We start from the raw sequence: 15,916 nt of genomic DNA, 5'->3' as shown, positions 1-15,916 counted from the left end.
TAGTCAGGTCCGCGGCGCGAACGCCGCGGACCAAAGTGTCTTAGCGAATGACGTAGGGCAGCAGGCCGAGGAAACGCGAGCGCTTGATGGCGCGCGCGAGTTCACGCTGCTTCTTGGCGGAGACGGCGGTGATGCGGCTCGGCACGATCTTGCCGCGCTCGGAGACGTAACGCATCAACAGCTTGGAATCCTTGTAGTCGATCTTCGGCGCATTCGGACCCGTGAACGGGCAGGTCTTGCGGCGACGGAAAAACGGACGGCGTGCACCAGCTTCAGCCATGATTCTTACTCCTCTACCGTCGCTTCAACAGCGTCTTCGCGCGGACGGCGCGGGCCGCGGTCGCCGCGGAAGCCACCGCCTTCACGATCGCCACGGAAGCCGCCTTCGCGGTCACCGCGGAAGCCGCCGCCGCGATCGTCGCGCTCGCGGTCACGATCGGCCTTGCGCATCATGGCCGAGGGACCTTCCTCGTGCTCTTCGACGCGGACGGTGAGGTAACGGATGACGTCTTCAGAGATCCGCTCCTGCCGCTCGATCTCGGTGACCGCAGCAGAGGGCGCCTCGATGTTCATCAGCACGAAATGCGCTTTGCGATTCTTGTTCATGCGGTAGGTGAGCGAACGCACGCCCCAGTTCTCGGTCTTGGTGACCTTGCCGCCGAGCCCTTCGACGATGCCCGTCATCTGGGTGGTCAGCTCTTCAACCTGCTGGGTGCTCGCATCCTGACGCGCGAGAAAAACATGCTCATAAAGAGGCATGGGTGTCCTTTCCTGTGTTGGCGCGGTTCCCGGCGGCAAGCCCTTCGAGACCTCCGGAAAGGACTCGATAATGCTCAGAAGGCGGAAGCACGGGACGACGGGCCAACTGGCCCTGCCACATCAACATCGCCAAAAGGTGAGATTGCTGAGACCGTCCGTTCAGCTCCCGGCCGGGATCCACGGATGGCGCGGTTTATAAGGATTTTCAGCGCGCTGGCAAGGCTTCTTGCCGGGGCTGCCGGGGTTCTTGGCCTCGCCGCAGGAGGGCGGTGGGGCCGACGCGCGGATTGACTTATTTGTTTGTATATCATACAATAATGGACGAGAGGGCAAAATGGCTCCCAAGTCCGTCCAGACAGCTCCCGAAACGCCGGCTGGCGACCCCAAGCACGCCGCCCGCGCGACGCGTTCGGCGGGGCGCCAGATGCGCTCGCGCCTGCTCGACGGCGCCAGCCGGCTGTTCAAGGAGCGGGGCCTCGCCGGAACCTCGATCTCGGACATCGCAGCGGCTGCGGACGCGTTTCCGAGCCAGATCACCTATTACTTCCGCACCAAGGAAGCGTTGTTCGTCGAAGCCGCCTGCCGCGACGTGCTGTACCTGGCGCGTGCGGCCGAACAGGCCGCATTGCAGGCCCACACGCCGTGGGAATACACCCGCGCACTGGTCGAAACAGTTACGGCGACGGATTCGGTCGCCTTCTTTACCGAAGCGCTCACGCTCACTCGCCGCCGCCCGGATCTCGCGCCGCTGGTGGAGCGCACCATCGAACGGCTACACGGCGAGGGCATGCGCGCCTTTGCCGACCAGATCGAACGACACGGCTGGAAATCCTCGCGCGATCCTGACGCCAGCTCACGCCGGTTCTGGGCGCTTGCGATCGGCGTGATGGTCGAGGGCCATGCCATGGGCCGCTCGGCCGAGGAAATGTGCGCCGAGATGCTGCGCGTGCTGGGCGACCAGGCGACGACAAGGACCAGCGGTGACAATGCGCGGCTACGTCTCGTCGGCGACCGCGACGCTTCGGATTCACCCGACGGGGAGGGATCGTCATGACCGCGCTTCGCATGCGTGCCCGCGACTTCTTGAACGAGGATCAATTGATCGCCGTTCGCCAGCGCGTGACCTGGAAGGGTGTAGCCCTGATCGCGCATGCGTGGGCGCTGATCTTGGGGGCGATCGCGCTGGTGGTATGGTGGCCCAACCCGCTGACCTTTTTGTTGGCGGTCGGCATCATCGGCTCGCGTCAGCTCGGGCTTGCGATCCTGATGCATGACGGCGCGCATGGTTGCCTGTCGGCGGACGAGAAGGTCAACCTGACGCTGAGCCAATGGTTCTGCGCCTATCCGATCTTCGCCGAGACCCGCGCCTACCGCCGCTATCACCTGCAGCACCATGCGCGCACGCAGCAGGAGGACGATCCCGATCTGGTGCTATCAGCGCCGTTTCCGATCACCGGAATGAGCTACCGCCGCAAGTTCGTGCGCGATATCACCGGGCAGACCGGCTACCAGCAGCGCAAGGCGCAGTTCTTGAACGCGCTCGGGCCCAAGGAATGGCCGCTCGCGCAACGCGCCGCGTATTTCCGGGAAAAACTTGGTCCGCAGTGTGCCGTCAATGCGGTGCTGTTTGCGGGCCTGGCGGCTGCTGGCGTGTGGTGGGCCTATCCGCTGTTATGGCTGTTGCCGCTGCTCACCTGGCAGATGGTCATCACCCGCATCCGCAACATTGCCGAGCATGCGGTGGTCCCGGATTCGAGCGATCCCCTGCGCAATACCCGCACCACGCACGCGAACTTCCTCGAGCGGCTGTTTATCGCGCCGTACTACGTCAACTATCACCTTGAGCATCACCTGCTGTTTTACGTGCCTTGCTATAACCTGCCGCGCGTCCACCGCATTCTCTCTGAAAGCCGGTATGCGGAGCGGATGGAGGTGCAGCCCAGTTACCCCGCCGTGCTGCGGCTCGCGACCGCCAGGCCGGACCACGAGGACCGGCCGGGCAAACTGGTGAGCGGCGCACGCCGCGCCCGGGCCGGGAAAGAAGTTGGCGGTGATCAGGCTGCAGGCGGCCTCTAGAGCTGCCTTCCTCGCCCCATAGGGGTGACTTCCCTGAGCGTACAGTATCTGTGAGAAAGGAGCCACCGCATGATCGATCTGACCACCTTGGCTGCTTATGCGGCGGTCGTGCTCGGCTTCGTATTCATTCCGGGCCCCGCCACGCTACTCACCATTGCACGGGCAACGAGTTCGGGCACCAAGGTGGGAATTGCGACCGGCGTCGGGATCGCGGCTGGCGACATGATTCATACCCTTATGGCGATCGTCGGCATCTCGGCGATCATTGCCACTTCGGCATTGCTGTTCAGCATCATCAAATACATTGGCGCCGCGTATCTGGTTTACCTCGGCATTCGTGCATTCCTTGAGAGAACGCCGGCAAATCTGGCGGCCGGCGCACTACCAATCTCGGCCGGCAGGGCATTGAGGCAGGCTATTTTGGCCGAGGTGCTAAACCCAAAGACCGCGCTTTTCTTCCTCGCGTTCCTCCCCCAGTTCGTGGTGCCTGAAAACGGATCGGTCATGCTTCAACTGACGATCCTGGGGATCCTTTTTGTCCTGTTGGGGCTCGTCAGCACGGTGGTTTTTGCGGTCTGCGCGGGAGGACTGGGCAATTTTCTCCGTCGAAATCCCACTGTGCTGAAATGGCAGGGCAAGGCAGTGGGCGCCATCTATTGCGCTCTGGGCGTCCGGTTGGCGCTGCAAGAACGCTGAGCCGGTCCGCCCCAATTCTCGACGTTCCTAAGGAATGCGTCGTCCCGCACCGCGGCTTGACATCCCGGCCTTGGTCAGTGTCTTACGGCCCCATTCGAATGAGGGAGCGCCGATGACGGCTGCATTTACGTTTCCGGGACAGGGTTCCCAGGCGGTCGGCATGGGCAAGGCCCTGGCGGAGGCCTTTCCGGCCGCGCGGGCGGCGTTCGACGAGGTCGATTCGGCGCTCGGCGAGAAGCTGACCGCCATCATCTGGGACGGCCCGGCCGAAATCCTCCAGCTCACCGAAAATGCCCAGCCGGCCCTGATGGCGGTCTCGATCGCCACGCTGCGGGTACTGGAGACCGAGGCGGGCTTTTCCGTGGAGCGGGATGCAGCCTTCGTCGCCGGCCATTCGCTCGGCGAATATTCCGCGCTGGCCGCAGCCGGCAGCCTCAGCATCAGCGATACCGCGCGCCTGCTGCGTACCCGCGGCCTTGCGATGCAAAAGGCCGTGCCGGTCGGCGCCGGCGCCATGGCCGCACTGCTTGGGCTCGATTATGAGGCCGCGATGGCGGTTGCCAGCGAAGCCGCGCAGGGTCAGGTCTGCCAGGCCGCCAACGACAATGGCGGCGGACAGGTGGTGGTGTCCGGCGACAAGGCCGCCGTCGAGCGCGCGCTCGAAATCGCCAAGACCAAAGGCGCCAAGCGCGCAATGCTGCTGCCGGTGTCCGCGCCGTTCCATTGCAAGCTGATGCAGCCCGCGGCCGATGCGATGGCGGAGGCGCTGGCCGGTGTAACGATCAAGACGCCGGCCTCGCCGCTGGTGTCGAACGTGCTGGCGGCGCCGATCACCGATCCCGACGAGATTCGCCGCCGCCTGATCGAGCAGGTCACCGGCACCGTGCGCTGGCGCGAGTCCGTGGCCTACATGGCAGGTCATGGCGTCACGCGGTTCTTCGAAATCGGCGCCGGCAAGGTGCTGAGCGGGCTGGTCAAGCGCATCGCCGACGGCGCGGTCGGAGTGTCGATCGGGGGACCCAACGATATTGCGGCGGCCAAGGACGCATTGGCGGCTTCGGCCTAAAGCTCCCGGAAGGAGACATTGATGTTCGATTTGACGGGCAGGACGGCGCTGGTGACCGGCGCGACCGGCGGCATTGGCGGGGCGATCGCACAGGCGTTGCACGCGCAGGGCGCGACGGTAGCGATATCGGGAACGCGCCGCGAGGTGCTGGATTCGTTCGCCGGCAAGCTTGGCGATCGCGTCCACGTGCTGCCGTGCAACCTTTCCGATAGCGCTGATGTCGAGGCGCTGGTGCCCGCGGCGGAAGCCGCGATGGGGCAGGTCGACATCCTGATCGCCAATGCCGGCATCACGCGCGACAACCTTTTCGTGCAGTTGCGTGACGAGGATTGGGACGACGTCATCCAGGTCAATCTGACCGCGACCTTCCGTCTCGCCCGCGCTGCAACCAAACTGATGATGCGCAAGCGTTTCGGCCGGATCATTGCGATCACCTCGATCGTCGGTGTGACCGGCAACCCCGGCCAGGCCAACTACACCGCGTCGAAGGCCGGAATCATCGGCCTGATCAAGACGCTGGGTGCGGAATACGCCAAGCGCAACGTGACCGCCAATTGCATTGCGCCGGGATTCATCAAGACGCCGATGACGGACGCGCTCAACGACAAGCAGCGCGAGACCATCCTGACGAAGGTTCCTGCGGCGCGGCTGGGGACGCCGGAGGACATCGCCGCGGCGGCCGTCTATCTCGCCTCGAACGAGGCGGCCTACGTCACCGGCCAGACGATTCACGTCAACGGCGGAATGGCCATGTTTTGAGCCAGTTATTGCCCCGATCGGTGCGGCCAAAGGCCGTTTCCCGGGACGGTTGAGGCTTGTAGTCAAGGCTAGGGAAGTATGATAACCGAACCCCCGACGGATGGGCAAACAAGGCCATTGCAGGATTTTGAAACCCTGTATATTGGCGTGGCGACGCCTGCCGTTCGCCGGGGCTTTGTCGGCTACCACCGGGCCGAATCAAGACTATGCGCGATAGCGAAGGAAGTTTAACGACCACGATAGCTCGTAGCGTCTCTATAGCGTCTTGGGGTCGGGTCCAATGGAACAAGCACGAGGTTGAACGATGAGTGAGATTGGCGAGCGGGTTAAGAAGATTGTGGTCGAACACCTCGGTGTTGAACCCGATAAGGTTGTCGACAACGCAAGTTTCATCGACGATCTCGGCGCCGACAGTCTCGACACCGTCGAGCTTGTGATGGCATTTGAAGAAGAGTTCGGTTGCGAAATCCCGGATGACGCCGCCGAGACGATTTTGACCGTCGGCGACGCTACGAAGTTTCTCGAGAAGAACGCGAAAAGCTGAACGTCCCGGGCGGGTAGAGACAGAGCCGGACGGGCCGTTGTCGAACGGTCCCCCGGTTTCTTGTTTTGTGCCGTTGGTTTCGGGTTGGAGTTTTTGACATGAGGCGGGTTGTCGTCACGGGGCTGGGCATGGTTACGCCGCTCGGCTGCGGCGTTGACACAACGTGGGCGCGTATCCTCAACGGCCAGAGCGGCGCCAGGAAGATCGATACATTTGAAGTCGCCGATCTTGCGAGCCGGATCGCTTGCGTGATTCCACGCGGCGACGGCAGTGATGGCACTTTCAATCCCGACCAGTGGATGGAGCCAAAGGAACAGCGCAAGGTCGACGATTTCATCATCTTTGCGATGGCTGCGGCGCGTCAGGCGCTAGATGACGCCGACTGGCATCCCTCGACCGAAGAAGACAAATGCGCCACCGGCACCCTGATCGGTTCGGGGATCGGCGGCCTGTCCGGCATCGCCGACACCGCGTTGCTTCTGAAGGAGCGCGGGCCGCGCAGGGTATCGCCGTTCTTCATTCCGGGGCGCCTGATCAATCTCGCGTCCGGCTATGTCTCGATCGAGCACGGCCTCAAGGGCCCCAACCATTCCGTGGTGACGGCGTGTTCGACCGGCGCGCATGCGATCGGCGACGGTGCGAGGCTCATTGCGCTCGGCGACGCCGACGTCATGGTGGCGGGCGGGACCGAATCGCCGATCTGCCGGTTGGCGATGGCGGGCTTTTGCGCCGCGCGTGCGCTCTCGACCGGTTACAACGAGGCACCGCAAAGAGCCTCGCGACCCTACGACAAGGATCGCGATGGTTTCGTGATGGGTGAGGGGGCCGGTATCGTGGTGCTCGAGGAATATGAGCACGCGAAAAAGCGCGGTGCGAAGATCTATGCGGAAGTGGTCGGCTATGGCCTGTCGGGCGATGCCTATCACATCACCTCGCCAGCGCCGGATGGTGATGGCGGCTTCCGCAGCATGAGCGCGGCGATCAAGCGCGCCGGGATCGCGGTATCCGATATCGACTACATCAACGCGCACGGAACCTCGACGCAGATCGGCGACGAGATCGAACTCGGCGCGGTGGAGCGGCTGCTCGGCAACGCCGCCTCCAAGGTGTCGATGTCGTCGACGAAATCGTCGACCGGGCACCTGCTCGGTGCTGCCGGCGCGATCGAGGCCATTTTCAGTATCCTTGCGATTCGCGATAACGTTGCTCCGCCCACCATCAATTTGGAAAATCCGTCGGTGGAAACGGCAATCGATCTGGTGCCGCAGACGGCGCGCAAGCGCGAGATTAACGTCGCGCTGTCGAATTCCTTCGGTTTCGGGGGGACCAATGCCTCCGTGATCGTTCGGCGCGTGGCTGACTAGCAAGTGTTTATAACGACTCCACCGTTTTGCCGTATTCGGCGATGACTTCTACATATGGGCGTATGCTATCGGCTGGGCAGGGGATTGCCGGGCCGCGATTGAACCGACAGGATTCAGGTTGCATCGATGAGTGAGAGGCCGCCCATTTCACCACGGAGCCCGCGCGCTGCGTTGGAGCCCGAGCAGGTGCCGCCGCCGCCGAAGCGGTCGGAGCGCGCCCGCAATCCTTTCGTGGTCGTCGGCAATGCCATCATCACCATCCTGATCATTCTGATGATCGGGGCGGGGACCACGTATTATTACGGCCGGCAAATGCTGGAGACGCCGGGGCCGCTGCGGGAAGACAAGATCGTCAACATTCCGACGCGGGCCGGCAAGGCCGACATCGCCGACACGTTGCTGCGCGAGGGGGTGATCAACGTCGGTCGTTGGGCGTTCATCGGCGGCGTGTTTGCGCTGAAGGCGAGTTCCGACCTCAAGCCCGGCGAGTATTCCTTCCAGAAGAATGCCAGCCTGCGCGACGTCATCGCCACCATCGTCGAGGGCAAGGTGGTACAGCACGCCGTCACGGTTCCCGAAGGCCTGACTTCCGAACAGATCGTGGCGCGGCTTATCGACAACGACATCTTCGCTGGGAGCGTGCGGGAAATGCCGCGCGAAGGCACGCTGCTGCCGGAAACCTACAAATTCCCGCGCGGCACCACGCGCGAGCAGGTGATCCACCGCTTGCAACAGAGCCAGAAGCGAGTGCTCGCTGAAATCTGGGAACGCCGCAATCCGGATGTTCTGGTCAAGTCGCCGGAGCAGCTCATCACGCTGGCCTCGATCATCGAGAAGGAAACCGGCCGGGCCGACGAGCGCAGCCGCGTGGCCGCCGTATTCACCAATCGCCTGCGGCAGAGGATCAAGCTGCAGTCCGATCCGACCATCATCTACGGCCTGGTCGGCGGCAAGGGTACGCTGGGCCGGCCGATCAAGCGCTCCGAGATCACGCAGCCTTCGCCCTACAACACCTACGTGATCGAGGGCCTGCCGCCCGGACCGATCGCCAATCCGGGCCGCGCCTCGCTCGAAGCCGCCGCCAACCCGGCGCGCACGCGCGACCTGTTCTTCGTGGCTGACGGGACCGGCGGGCACGCCTTTACCGAGACCTACGACCAGCACCAGAAGAACGTCGCCAAGCTGCGGGCGCTCGAAAAACAGATTCAGAACGACACCGTCGAACCATCAGAGGATGCGCCGCCGCCCACGTCGGCCGGAGGGCCGGCCGATACCAATCCAACCGCGACCACGCCGCGGCCGGCCGGGCCGAAGAAGCCGCCCGCCCGTCCTGCGGCGCCTGCGACGGCGCCGGCCCGCCAGGGCGCCGCGCAGTCGACCACGACGCCGCCGGTGGTTCAGCGCTGACGCCCGGCCGGTTAAGTCGGCATTTCCGCTACGGCCGGAACGCAATTCCACTTTGGCGGAAATCGGCTTAAGGTCGCGCCGTCCCTTTCGAGTCTCGAAATCCCTGTCTTTTGGAGAGTGTTACGCGATGGCGCTATCGAGCATGACCGGTTTTGCCCGGAGTCACGGCGCCAGTGGCCCCTATACGTTCGAGTGGGAACTGAAGTCCGTCAACGCCAAGGGTTTTGACCTGCGCTTGCGCCTGCCGCCGGGCTGGGACGAACTGGAGGCCTTTGCCAAGAAACGCGCGGGTGAGGTGCTGTCGCGGGGCACGGTCTACGCCAACCTCAGCGTCAAGCGCGCCAACGCGGTCTCCACCGTGCGCATCAATGAAGACGTGCTGGCCTCGATCGTGAAGGTCGCGGGCGAACTCGCCGGCAGGATCGATGCAGTGGCGCCCAGCATCGACGGTCTCCTTGGCATCAAGGGCGTCATCGAAGTCGTCGAACCCGAAAGCGACGAGGCGGAAGACAAGGCGGCGAGGGATGCCGCCGCCGCCGCCTTCGAGCAGGCGCTCGCCCATCTCGTCGAGATGCGCCGCCGCGAGGGCACGACGCTCGGGCAAATTCTGATCCAGCGCATGGATGAGATCGAGAGGCTGGCGAAGCGGGCCGAGGCGGCACCCGGCCGCAAGCCGGAGGCGATCAGGGCGCGCCTGGCCGAACAGGTGGCCGCACTGCTGGACACTTCGGAACGCTTCGATCCTGACAGGCTCAATCAGGAAGCGATCCTGATCGCGACCAAGGCCGACATCCGCGAAGAGCTCGACCGCATCGCCTCGCACGTCGCGCAGGCCCGTGAGATGATCGGCAAGGGCGGACCGGTCGGGCGGCGGCTCGACTTCCTCGCCCAGGAATTCAACCGCGAGGTCAACACCTGCTGCTCCAAATCGAACGATCTGGAATTGACCCAGACCGGGCTCGAGATGAAGAACGTGGTCGAGCAGTTCCGCGAGCAGGTCCAGAACCTGGAGTAACCGATGACGGCTGGAGGTTTCGACGGGGTGGAACGGCGAGGGCTGATGTTCGTGCTGTCGTCGCCTTCGGGCGCGGGCAAGACCACGCTGTCGCGCATGCTGCTTGAGCGCGAGCCGGGCCTGAAGATGTCAGTTTCGGCGACGACGCGCTCGATGCGACCGGGCGAGGTCGAGGGACGCGATTATTTCTTCGTCGACAAGCCCAAATTCGAGACGATGGTGGAGCAGGGCGAACTGCTCGAATGGGCGACTGTGTTCGACAATCTCTACGGGACGCCGCGCGCGCCGGTCGAGGCGGCATTGTCGGCGGGACAGGACGTCTTGTTCGACATCGACTGGCAGGGCACCCAGCAGCTGCATCAGAAGGCAAGCGTCGATGTGGTCCGGGTGTTCATCCTGCCGCCATCGGCCGCCGATCTGGAGAAACGGCTGCACACCCGTGCGCAGGATTCCGACGAGGTGATTCGCGGCCGCATGAGCCGCGCCAGCCATGAACTCAGTCACTGGGCGGAATACGACTATATCGTCGTCAACCACAGCGTCGATGACGCCTTCGCCGAAGTGCAGTCGATCCTCAAGGCCGAGCGGCTCAAGCGCGAGCGCCGCACCGGCCTCACCGAGTTCGTTCGCAAGCTGCAGCGCCAGCTGGAGAAATAGCCGCCGCTTCCGTTTCGGTCAGGTCTGCGCGCTGCGGGCGAGCCGGGACAGCATTTCTGTAACTTGCCGCTCCCGCTCCCGATCCTGGTTGGGCGCGTGTCGCCGTTCCTGGGGCGGGCGCGGCCGCTCTCGGGGTACGCGTGTTGTCCTTTCCTGGGGCACGCGCGGATGGTGCACGCCTCCGGCACGCCGCAGCCCGGCGTCCTCGTCATGGAACATCGGTTGCGGCGAACGCCGCTTAGTCTTTGCGGAATCCCACATCGCGCGCCGCTTGCGGCGCATGGCGCGACGCGCCCGCATGCGGCCGATCCTGACGATCGCGCTTACCGTGAGGCCGGCCAGCGCGAGGGCGGCGGCCATCACCAGCAACAGCTTCTGCAGCGATGCGGTCGGCTTTGCCGTCGCCGCGTCCGCTGCGGCGGGCGCAACCTGATCTGCCGCGGGCTGCTGCACTTCCGCGGCCTGCGGCGGCTGGCCTGCGGGCGGGTTGGCGGCGGCGACCTGGAGATCAGCTGGATTGCCCAGAGATCTCGTGGTGGGAGCGTCGTTCCATCGCATCGACGACAGCGGCGCTGGCGCGAGCACGTTCGGCATGGCTGCGCGCTGGGCATTCTGAGCGGCCGGTGCGGGGGCTGCGGCAACCGTTCGCGGCTCGGCTTTGGCGGGCGAATTCGGTTCGGCGCGGGGTTGCTGGGAGACCCATTCGGCACGTGCGTCGGCGATCGACTTGCGCGTGATCGTTCGTTGCTGCGGCGACGCCGGTTCTGCTGCGGCCGAAGACGGCGCCGGGGCCGAAGCTGGCGGCGCGGCGCGCGCGAACTTGTCGTCGGCCGTGTCGCTCTCCTCCCGGAGGTACCAGCATTGACGTTTGGTGACGCGATCGATGCGATAGTACCAATGGCTGCCCGAGGGGATCGCGCCCTTCGGGGCGGACAGGCAACTGTCTGCGCCGGCCTGGGTCGCTGGCGTGGCGGCTTCCGCGGCTGCTATTACCTGGGCCCGGAGATCCGTCATGGTGGCCAGATTGGCTCCAGCCACGACACCGGCAACGAGAGCCGGGACGAATTTCACGGAACGGTTCGACATCAACATCCCCGGCAACGCTACGCAACGCGACTCTTGACGCCCCCAATCTGGTCAGAGACTTGGGTGGCAATGAGCCGCAATTCCGGAAGGGATGGGGTATAATTGGGGCTAGTGTTCCGCCTCAATTGAGGCGGGCTAAGCCTCTCGAAAAACCGGCCTTTTTCCTACTGTTTGGAGGCGGTCCAGCGTCCGGTACAGCCATCGGATCGCACGAATGAGCCGGAGCCGCTGCGGCCCGAAAAACGCCCGGAACTGTTCCAGCTCAAACCCTGGACGGATCCGCCGCTCCTCGTGGCGCCATTTGGGCTGACCGACCCGGAGCTCAACTCGCCCGAAATCCTGCCGCCGAAGATGACAAATCTCTCGGTGGCGCTGCCGCAAGGCGTGCCCACGGCAACGGAAACCCATGAGCCATCGAAATTGCTACCGCCACCGCCACCGCCACCGCCGCTGCCCTCACCACCGCTTCTGCGCGACGCGCGGCGCGGCTCGTCGGCTTCGGGCTTGGCGCGACGCGCCGGCTTGGAGGATTCGACCGCGCGTGGCTTCTCGCGTGAACCGGACAGCGATTTTTCGTCGTTGCCGATGCTGCCGCCGGCGCTGCCGGATTGCGCATAAGCGAGGCCGGAGCTGCACGCCACCGATATCAGCAGGGAAAGGAGGACGATCGGGATCGAACGTCGGACGGCATGTTGCATGAGCAGGTGCTTCCAATATCGCGAACAAAAATTAGCGGCCCGACCCGTCGGCACAGACCGCGCCAATAATGCGGCAGGATTTGCCAGCCTTGCCGCACTCGTCAAGCGCCGCTTTCCTGGCCTGCGCAACGGTGTCGCGCTGAATCAGCGACCACGACTCGTCCGAGATCGCGAACGCGCCGCATCGCGACCCGTAGAAACTCAGCTCCATCGGACATTTGTTCGCGCCGCACTTGCTGCGTGCGTCGTCGATCGCCGCCCGGCGCGAAGCGTGATTCCAGGACATTCCCCATTTGTCGCCGTCGGGGCCGTAGACGATCGAGGCCCACGGCTTCAGGTCTTCCATCTTGCGCAGCCGCGTCAGCACGCCTTCGGTGGCTTCACCATTCGGCGTCATCCTGACCTTGTCCTGAAACTTGGAGATCGCCAGGCGCATGCCGTTCTTGCTGTCCGGCGGCTCCGGGTCGTAATTCAGCTCGAACAGGCGGTCGCTCAATTCGCGCAGCAGCACGGGATCCTTGATCGGGATGCGGTCGGGATCGGGACGCAGCGTCGAGGCCAGCGGCTCGGGCGGCGCCGCGACCGCAAGCTGTTGGGATGAAGCGACTGGGGCAGGGGCCACGAAATAGAAATTGCCGTCGATCGGCGAGGAGGACACCCAGGGCTGTTGCGATCCGCCGGTCTGGCGTTTCACGGCGAGGCCGACCTGGTTGAAGGTCTGGAAGATGTCGAGCCCGGCCTGCTTGATCGTCGTGGCAAGCGCCCTGGTGTAGGGGCTGTGGCCGTCGGTGCCGTCGAGCGCGACATTGCCGGGCTGCGTCGCATAGGAAATCAGCGTGCCCTCCGGCGCGCGCATCTGCGCGAGGCCGCCGTCGGAGGCGCGCAATCCGCGGGCGCCGAACGGGTTGTTACGGCAGGCATCGAGGATCACCATGTTGAAGCGCGTGCCGGAGCCCTGCATCTGGCGCAGCACGAGGCTGACGTCCACCATCTGGAAATCGACATCGGCCTCGCGCGTCGGGTTGGCGCTGACCGGAACGAGATAATTCGCGCCGGCGACCTGCACGCCGTGGCCAGCATAATAGAACAGCGCGACGTCGGCGCCCTGAACCAGACGGCCGAAATTCTGCACGGCCAAATCCATCGCCGGCTTGTCGAGATCGAGCTGGGCGCGGCCGCCGATCAGCGTGAAGCCGAGACCTGAGAGCGTCTCGGCCATCAGCGCCGCGTCGTTGCGGGGGTTATCGAGCCGGGTCACGTTCTGATAGGCGGAGTTGCCGATGACCAGCGCGACGCGCTTCTCTGCCGCGGCAGGTGTAGCGAGGGCAAGCGCAGCCAATGACGCCAGCGCCGCGATTTTCCAGATTTTCCCGCCGAAAGCCCCGCGCATCTTCTAATAAAACCCATAATGAAATGACGGCAGATTATCAGGAGGCGTGTCCTGCGGAAAGCGCCGCGGCGTCGCAAACAGGGCTGATTGGGTAGAGCGATGTCGGTACTCCCTGCGCGTAGTTGTTTTCGATAGATGCGGCCGGCGGCTGGATACGACATTGCGATCTCGCGGCGCGGTGCGCCCGAAGTTATAAGTCTACGATGCCCTCTCGAAAGCAGAGGGCGCAGGGAAAGCCGGGTGCCCATGACACCCGCAGTCGTGCGCAAGAATGCACACGGCGGACCGCAGGTGCGCCGGATCACCCGGCTTTCCCTGCGCGATGGTTTTAACGGCTTATGCCGCGCTCTCCCCGGAGACGAATTCCTTTTGCCTCCGTCGCTGACGGATTAGCGATTGATCGAAGCCCGGTTGGGCCCGACAATCTCCATCAGCTTGACACCAGCAACGGGTGCCAGGACCACACGGTTTTGCCGTCCACAGCTTCCTCGAACCATACGCCTCAACCGGCCCGCATGCTGCCGGAAGAAGTTTCAGCCGAGGCGTTTAAGCGCCGTTCGTCTGCGCGATATGTCCGCTCACGGAAGAACCGCCCTGCGAACACACCTCGCGCCCGACGCTGCCGCGTCCACCGCAACCCGTCCCAACGTTCGTGACGATGGCCAACGCCCCTCTGGCGGGACAGGATAGCGGGAGTTGTAGGTTTGATTTGGGTGGCGCGTTAAGCGAAAAATCTTTAGCGAGCGCGAAATATGTTTCTTGCCATGTCGGGCAAATCAGTGATTAGGGCGCGGGAGGAAATCGCGCGAGCGCGAAGTGGCTGTTGCGCAGCGAGAATTACGGTGCATTCAATACAACGCGCCTTCGCGAGGATCATAGGCAGTCAGGTGCACGGTCACCGTAGTTGCACGCAATCTTCCGGCTGCAGTAAGGACAGATCTTTCTGATGCTAAGCACAGACGAAGAGATACTACTGAATCAGTTGGCGCAGGGGATCGTAAGTGATTCAGAAGGCGACGCATGGTTCCAGGCGCAGAACGGAGATTGCAAACGTAGGCTGCTTCTTGGTTTAAATGTCCTCATCTTGCAGGCGAGTCCGCGTGAGGAAGACGCGGCCGTTGCGATTTCCGAAGCGCGGCTAAAGGAAACGCTCACCCCAAGTGTATTGATCATGAAGCCGGACCTCAGGATTCAGTTAGCTAAACTTGTGAGGCTTCCAGAGCCTGAGCTACCCCGAGTTTTTAGACTCCTCATTAAGTTGCTGGCGGTCGTAGACAATAGGCGACGCAGGGAAAAGCCGTTAGATCTCGTGAACCATTGGTGGCACAGAGACTTGAGGGACCCAAAGGTCGCAAATGACATCAAGCGAACTAAAGCTTGAAGGATGGGAAGAAGCGAGAAACGAAAATTCGCAGGGCGGCAACGTCATTTCGAAGCCGGCATCAAGTTAAGTGCACTGTAATCGCGGTTTCGGCCCAAGAAGCGCAAGAAGAGTCCCGGCGGGTCCCTGAGACCCTTCTTTTGCGGGAACGATGTCGCGGGGGAGTGCGACATCGTTCCAATTCCTGACCTACCGATCGGTTCAGCATCCCCGACGGACCCCGAGCTGATCGTGGCTACCGTCGAGCGCGTGTTTAGTCGCAGATGCGCTCGCGAATCCTGACGCGTTCACCAAAGCGGTTGGTGCGTTCGCGGATAACGATCCGGCAGTCATCTCTGTAATCACGGTAGTAGGGGCGATCATAGCCGGGACCAACGTAGACGCCGCCGGGACCGACGCCAAACTCGAGAGCGTTGGCCGAACCGATGGTTCCGACCGTAAGCAGTGTTGCAATCGTCAAGGCAGATAGCTTCATAGATACCTCCTCTTGTCGATCAAAACCAAAGGCTTCGGAAGGCATTCGTTCCGCTTGGCGGAGATTTTTGATGACGCGCTGTCATCTCAGGTTCCGCCAAAGAAACATTGCGGCGAACCGTCTCGATTTCGATCGCGATCGCTCATCGCGCGACCGGTAGAACCCGTTGCTATTTGTCGTCCTCGATGCAGGTTTCACGCCTGTGGTTGCGAGCGGAGGAACCTGACGCCGTTCTGAATGGTTGATCGATTTGTTCTTCGCACCCCTCCCGCTCCGTACTCGGATGAGGTCACCATGACTTCACTTGCGAAACTTCTCACTCAAAAGCAACAACTGCTGGGCAGGTTGGAGGAGGACCCGGGGCCCAATGAGCGCGCCGAACTGGAACGCCTTATGGAGAAGGTCGATGCAGCGTTGAGCTCACTGGAGCCTGCGCCCAGCGACATGGCCGAGGATCATGACGGCCGCTCAGACCCGGCGGCAATCAATAAGACGACTTCGCCTTCCGCAGCCGGGCGCACCCTCCGCTCAGGCAGACGCTGA

At 63.4% G+C, this 15,916-nt stretch carries 17 protein-coding genes; 11 read left to right on the top strand and 6 right to left on the bottom strand.

Translation table 11 applies throughout. The features are described 5' to 3' along the window. Nucleotides 1-40: 40 nt before the first annotated feature. On the bottom strand, nt 41-280 hold the full coding sequence (gene rpsR, locus IVB05_RS23555; RefSeq protein WP_002711478.1) for a 30S ribosomal protein S18: 240 nt from the start codon (nt 278-280) through the stop codon (nt 41-43). Between the two features lie 5 nt (nt 281-285). Beyond that, nucleotides 286-759, bottom strand: a complete 474-nt coding sequence (gene rpsF / locus IVB05_RS23550) for a 30S ribosomal protein S6 (RefSeq protein WP_247786862.1) — start codon at nt 757-759, stop codon at nt 286-288. Between the two features lie 334 nt (nt 760-1,093). Between rpsF and IVB05_RS23545 the strand changes: the two genes are divergently transcribed. The 10 genes from IVB05_RS23545 to gmk all read left to right on the top strand — a co-directional run bounded on the left by IVB05_RS23545 (nt 1,094) and on the right by gmk (nt 10,343). Next, nucleotides 1,094-1,813 carry a TetR/AcrR family transcriptional regulator C-terminal domain-containing protein gene (locus tag IVB05_RS23545; protein ID WP_247778294.1) on the top strand — a complete coding sequence of 240 codons (720 nt, stop codon included), beginning with the start codon at nt 1,094-1,096 and terminating at the stop codon, nt 1,811-1,813. Next, a complete protein-coding gene (locus IVB05_RS23540; protein WP_247778293.1) occupies nt 1,810-2,835 on the top strand; it encodes a fatty acid desaturase family protein in 1,026 nt (341 codons plus the stop codon). Before IVB05_RS23545 ends, IVB05_RS23540 begins: the two co-directional genes overlap by 4 nt. 69 nt (nt 2,836-2,904) lie before the next feature. Continuing rightward, nucleotides 2,905-3,531, top strand: a complete 627-nt coding sequence (locus IVB05_RS23535) for a LysE family translocator (protein WP_247778292.1) — start codon at nt 2,905-2,907, stop codon at nt 3,529-3,531. Between the two features lie 112 nt (nt 3,532-3,643). Then, nucleotides 3,644-4,597, top strand: a complete 954-nt coding sequence (gene fabD, locus IVB05_RS23530) for an ACP S-malonyltransferase (RefSeq protein WP_247778291.1) — start codon at nt 3,644-3,646, stop codon at nt 4,595-4,597. Between the two features lie 21 nt (nt 4,598-4,618). Beyond that, a complete protein-coding gene (gene fabG, locus IVB05_RS23525) occupies nt 4,619-5,356 on the top strand; it encodes a 3-oxoacyl-[acyl-carrier-protein] reductase (protein WP_247778290.1) in 738 nt (245 codons plus the stop codon). A gap of 304 nt (nt 5,357-5,660) precedes the next feature. Then, nucleotides 5,661-5,900 carry an acyl carrier protein gene (locus tag IVB05_RS23520; RefSeq protein ID WP_008969609.1) on the top strand — a complete coding sequence of 80 codons (240 nt, stop codon included), beginning with the start codon at nt 5,661-5,663 and terminating at the stop codon, nt 5,898-5,900. Nucleotides 5,901-5,998: 98 nt separating this feature from the next. Further along, nucleotides 5,999-7,264, top strand: coding sequence for a beta-ketoacyl-ACP synthase II (gene fabF, locus IVB05_RS23515; protein ID WP_247778289.1), 1,266 nt, complete (start codon nt 5,999-6,001; stop codon nt 7,262-7,264). A gap of 126 nt (nt 7,265-7,390) precedes the next feature. Beyond that, on the top strand, nt 7,391-8,671 hold the full coding sequence (mltG, locus tag IVB05_RS23510) for an endolytic transglycosylase MltG (RefSeq protein WP_247778288.1): 1,281 nt from the start codon (nt 7,391-7,393) through the stop codon (nt 8,669-8,671). 127 nt (nt 8,672-8,798) lie between these two features. Further along, nucleotides 8,799-9,686, top strand: a complete 888-nt coding sequence (locus tag IVB05_RS23505; RefSeq protein ID WP_247778287.1) for a YicC/YloC family endoribonuclease — start codon at nt 8,799-8,801, stop codon at nt 9,684-9,686. A gap of 3 nt (nt 9,687-9,689) precedes the next feature. Next, nucleotides 9,690-10,343 (top strand): guanylate kinase, encoded by a 654-nt coding sequence (gene gmk / locus IVB05_RS23500; RefSeq protein WP_247778286.1) that lies wholly within the window; start codon nt 9,690-9,692, stop codon nt 10,341-10,343. A gap of 18 nt (nt 10,344-10,361) precedes the next feature. On the opposite strand, the gene IVB05_RS23495 is transcribed toward gmk, so the two are convergent. The 4 genes from IVB05_RS23495 to IVB05_RS23480 all read right to left on the bottom strand — a co-directional run bounded on the left by IVB05_RS23495 (nt 10,362) and on the right by IVB05_RS23480 (nt 15,418). Then, nucleotides 10,362-11,429 carry a hypothetical protein gene (locus IVB05_RS23495; protein WP_247778285.1) on the bottom strand — a complete coding sequence of 356 codons (1,068 nt, stop codon included), beginning with the start codon at nt 11,427-11,429 and terminating at the stop codon, nt 10,362-10,364. Nucleotides 11,430-11,593: 164 nt separating this feature from the next. Next, entirely contained in the window at nt 11,594-12,127 is a 534-nt protein-coding gene (locus IVB05_RS23490; protein ID WP_247778284.1) for a hypothetical protein, read from the bottom strand. 31 nt (nt 12,128-12,158) lie between these two features. Continuing rightward, nucleotides 12,159-13,517: a caspase family protein gene (locus IVB05_RS23485; RefSeq protein WP_247778283.1), complete on the bottom strand. Its 1,359-nt coding sequence runs from the start codon at nt 13,515-13,517 to the stop codon at nt 12,159-12,161. 1,634 nt (nt 13,518-15,151) lie between these two features. Continuing rightward, complete coding sequence (locus IVB05_RS23480; RefSeq protein ID WP_247778282.1) at nt 15,152-15,418, bottom strand: hypothetical protein; 267 nt, start codon at nt 15,416-15,418, stop codon at nt 15,152-15,154. 249 nt (nt 15,419-15,667) lie between these two features. Here IVB05_RS23480 and IVB05_RS23475 point away from each other — a divergent pair, with 249 nt between their 5' ends. Beyond that, on the top strand, nt 15,668-15,916 hold the full coding sequence (locus IVB05_RS23475; RefSeq protein WP_247778281.1) for a hypothetical protein: 249 nt from the start codon (nt 15,668-15,670) through the stop codon (nt 15,914-15,916).

The sequence above is a fragment of the Bradyrhizobium sp. 170 genome, from assembly GCF_023101085.1.
GTDB lineage: Bacteria > Pseudomonadota > Alphaproteobacteria > Rhizobiales > Xanthobacteraceae > Bradyrhizobium.
Note: the sequence above shows the minus strand (reverse complement) of the source record. Positions and strands in the feature narration are given on the sequence as shown.

Bases quoted from the DNA above. Each gene is read 5' to 3' on its own strand.
- IVB05_RS23475 (WP_247778281.1), top strand. From the start codon at position 15,668: ATGACTTCACTTGCGAAACTTCTCACTCAAAAGCAACAACTGCTGGGC.
- IVB05_RS23540 (WP_247778293.1), top strand. From the start codon at position 1,810: ATGACCGCGCTTCGCATGCGTGCCCGCGACTTCTTGAACGAGGATCAA.
- gmk (WP_247778286.1), top strand. From the start codon at position 9,690: ATGACGGCTGGAGGTTTCGACGGGGTGGAACGGCGAGGGCTGATGTTC.
- fabF (WP_247778289.1), top strand. From the start codon at position 5,999: ATGAGGCGGGTTGTCGTCACGGGGCTGGGCATGGTTACGCCGCTCGGC.
- IVB05_RS23520 (WP_008969609.1), top strand. From the start codon at position 5,661: ATGAGTGAGATTGGCGAGCGGGTTAAGAAGATTGTGGTCGAACACCTC.
- IVB05_RS23505 (WP_247778287.1), top strand. From the start codon at position 8,799: ATGGCGCTATCGAGCATGACCGGTTTTGCCCGGAGTCACGGCGCCAGT.
- mltG (WP_247778288.1), top strand. From the start codon at position 7,391: ATGAGTGAGAGGCCGCCCATTTCACCACGGAGCCCGCGCGCTGCGTTG.
- IVB05_RS23485 (WP_247778283.1), bottom strand. From the start codon at position 13,517: ATGCGCGGGGCTTTCGGCGGGAAAATCTGGAAAATCGCGGCGCTGGCG.
- IVB05_RS23490 (WP_247778284.1), bottom strand. From the start codon at position 12,127: ATGCAACATGCCGTCCGACGTTCGATCCCGATCGTCCTCCTTTCCCTG.
- IVB05_RS23480 (WP_247778282.1), bottom strand. From the start codon at position 15,418: ATGCCTTCCGAAGCCTTTGGTTTTGATCGACAAGAGGAGGTATCTATG.
- IVB05_RS23535 (WP_247778292.1), top strand. From the start codon at position 2,905: ATGATCGATCTGACCACCTTGGCTGCTTATGCGGCGGTCGTGCTCGGC.
- rpsR (WP_002711478.1), bottom strand. From the start codon at position 280: ATGGCTGAAGCTGGTGCACGCCGTCCGTTTTTCCGTCGCCGCAAGACC.
- IVB05_RS23495 (WP_247778285.1), bottom strand. From the start codon at position 11,429: ATGTCGAACCGTTCCGTGAAATTCGTCCCGGCTCTCGTTGCCGGTGTC.
- rpsF (WP_247786862.1), bottom strand. From the start codon at position 759: ATGCCTCTTTATGAGCATGTTTTTCTCGCGCGTCAGGATGCGAGCACC.
- fabD (WP_247778291.1), top strand. From the start codon at position 3,644: ATGACGGCTGCATTTACGTTTCCGGGACAGGGTTCCCAGGCGGTCGGC.
- fabG (WP_247778290.1), top strand. From the start codon at position 4,619: ATGTTCGATTTGACGGGCAGGACGGCGCTGGTGACCGGCGCGACCGGC.
- IVB05_RS23545 (WP_247778294.1), top strand. From the start codon at position 1,094: ATGGCTCCCAAGTCCGTCCAGACAGCTCCCGAAACGCCGGCTGGCGAC.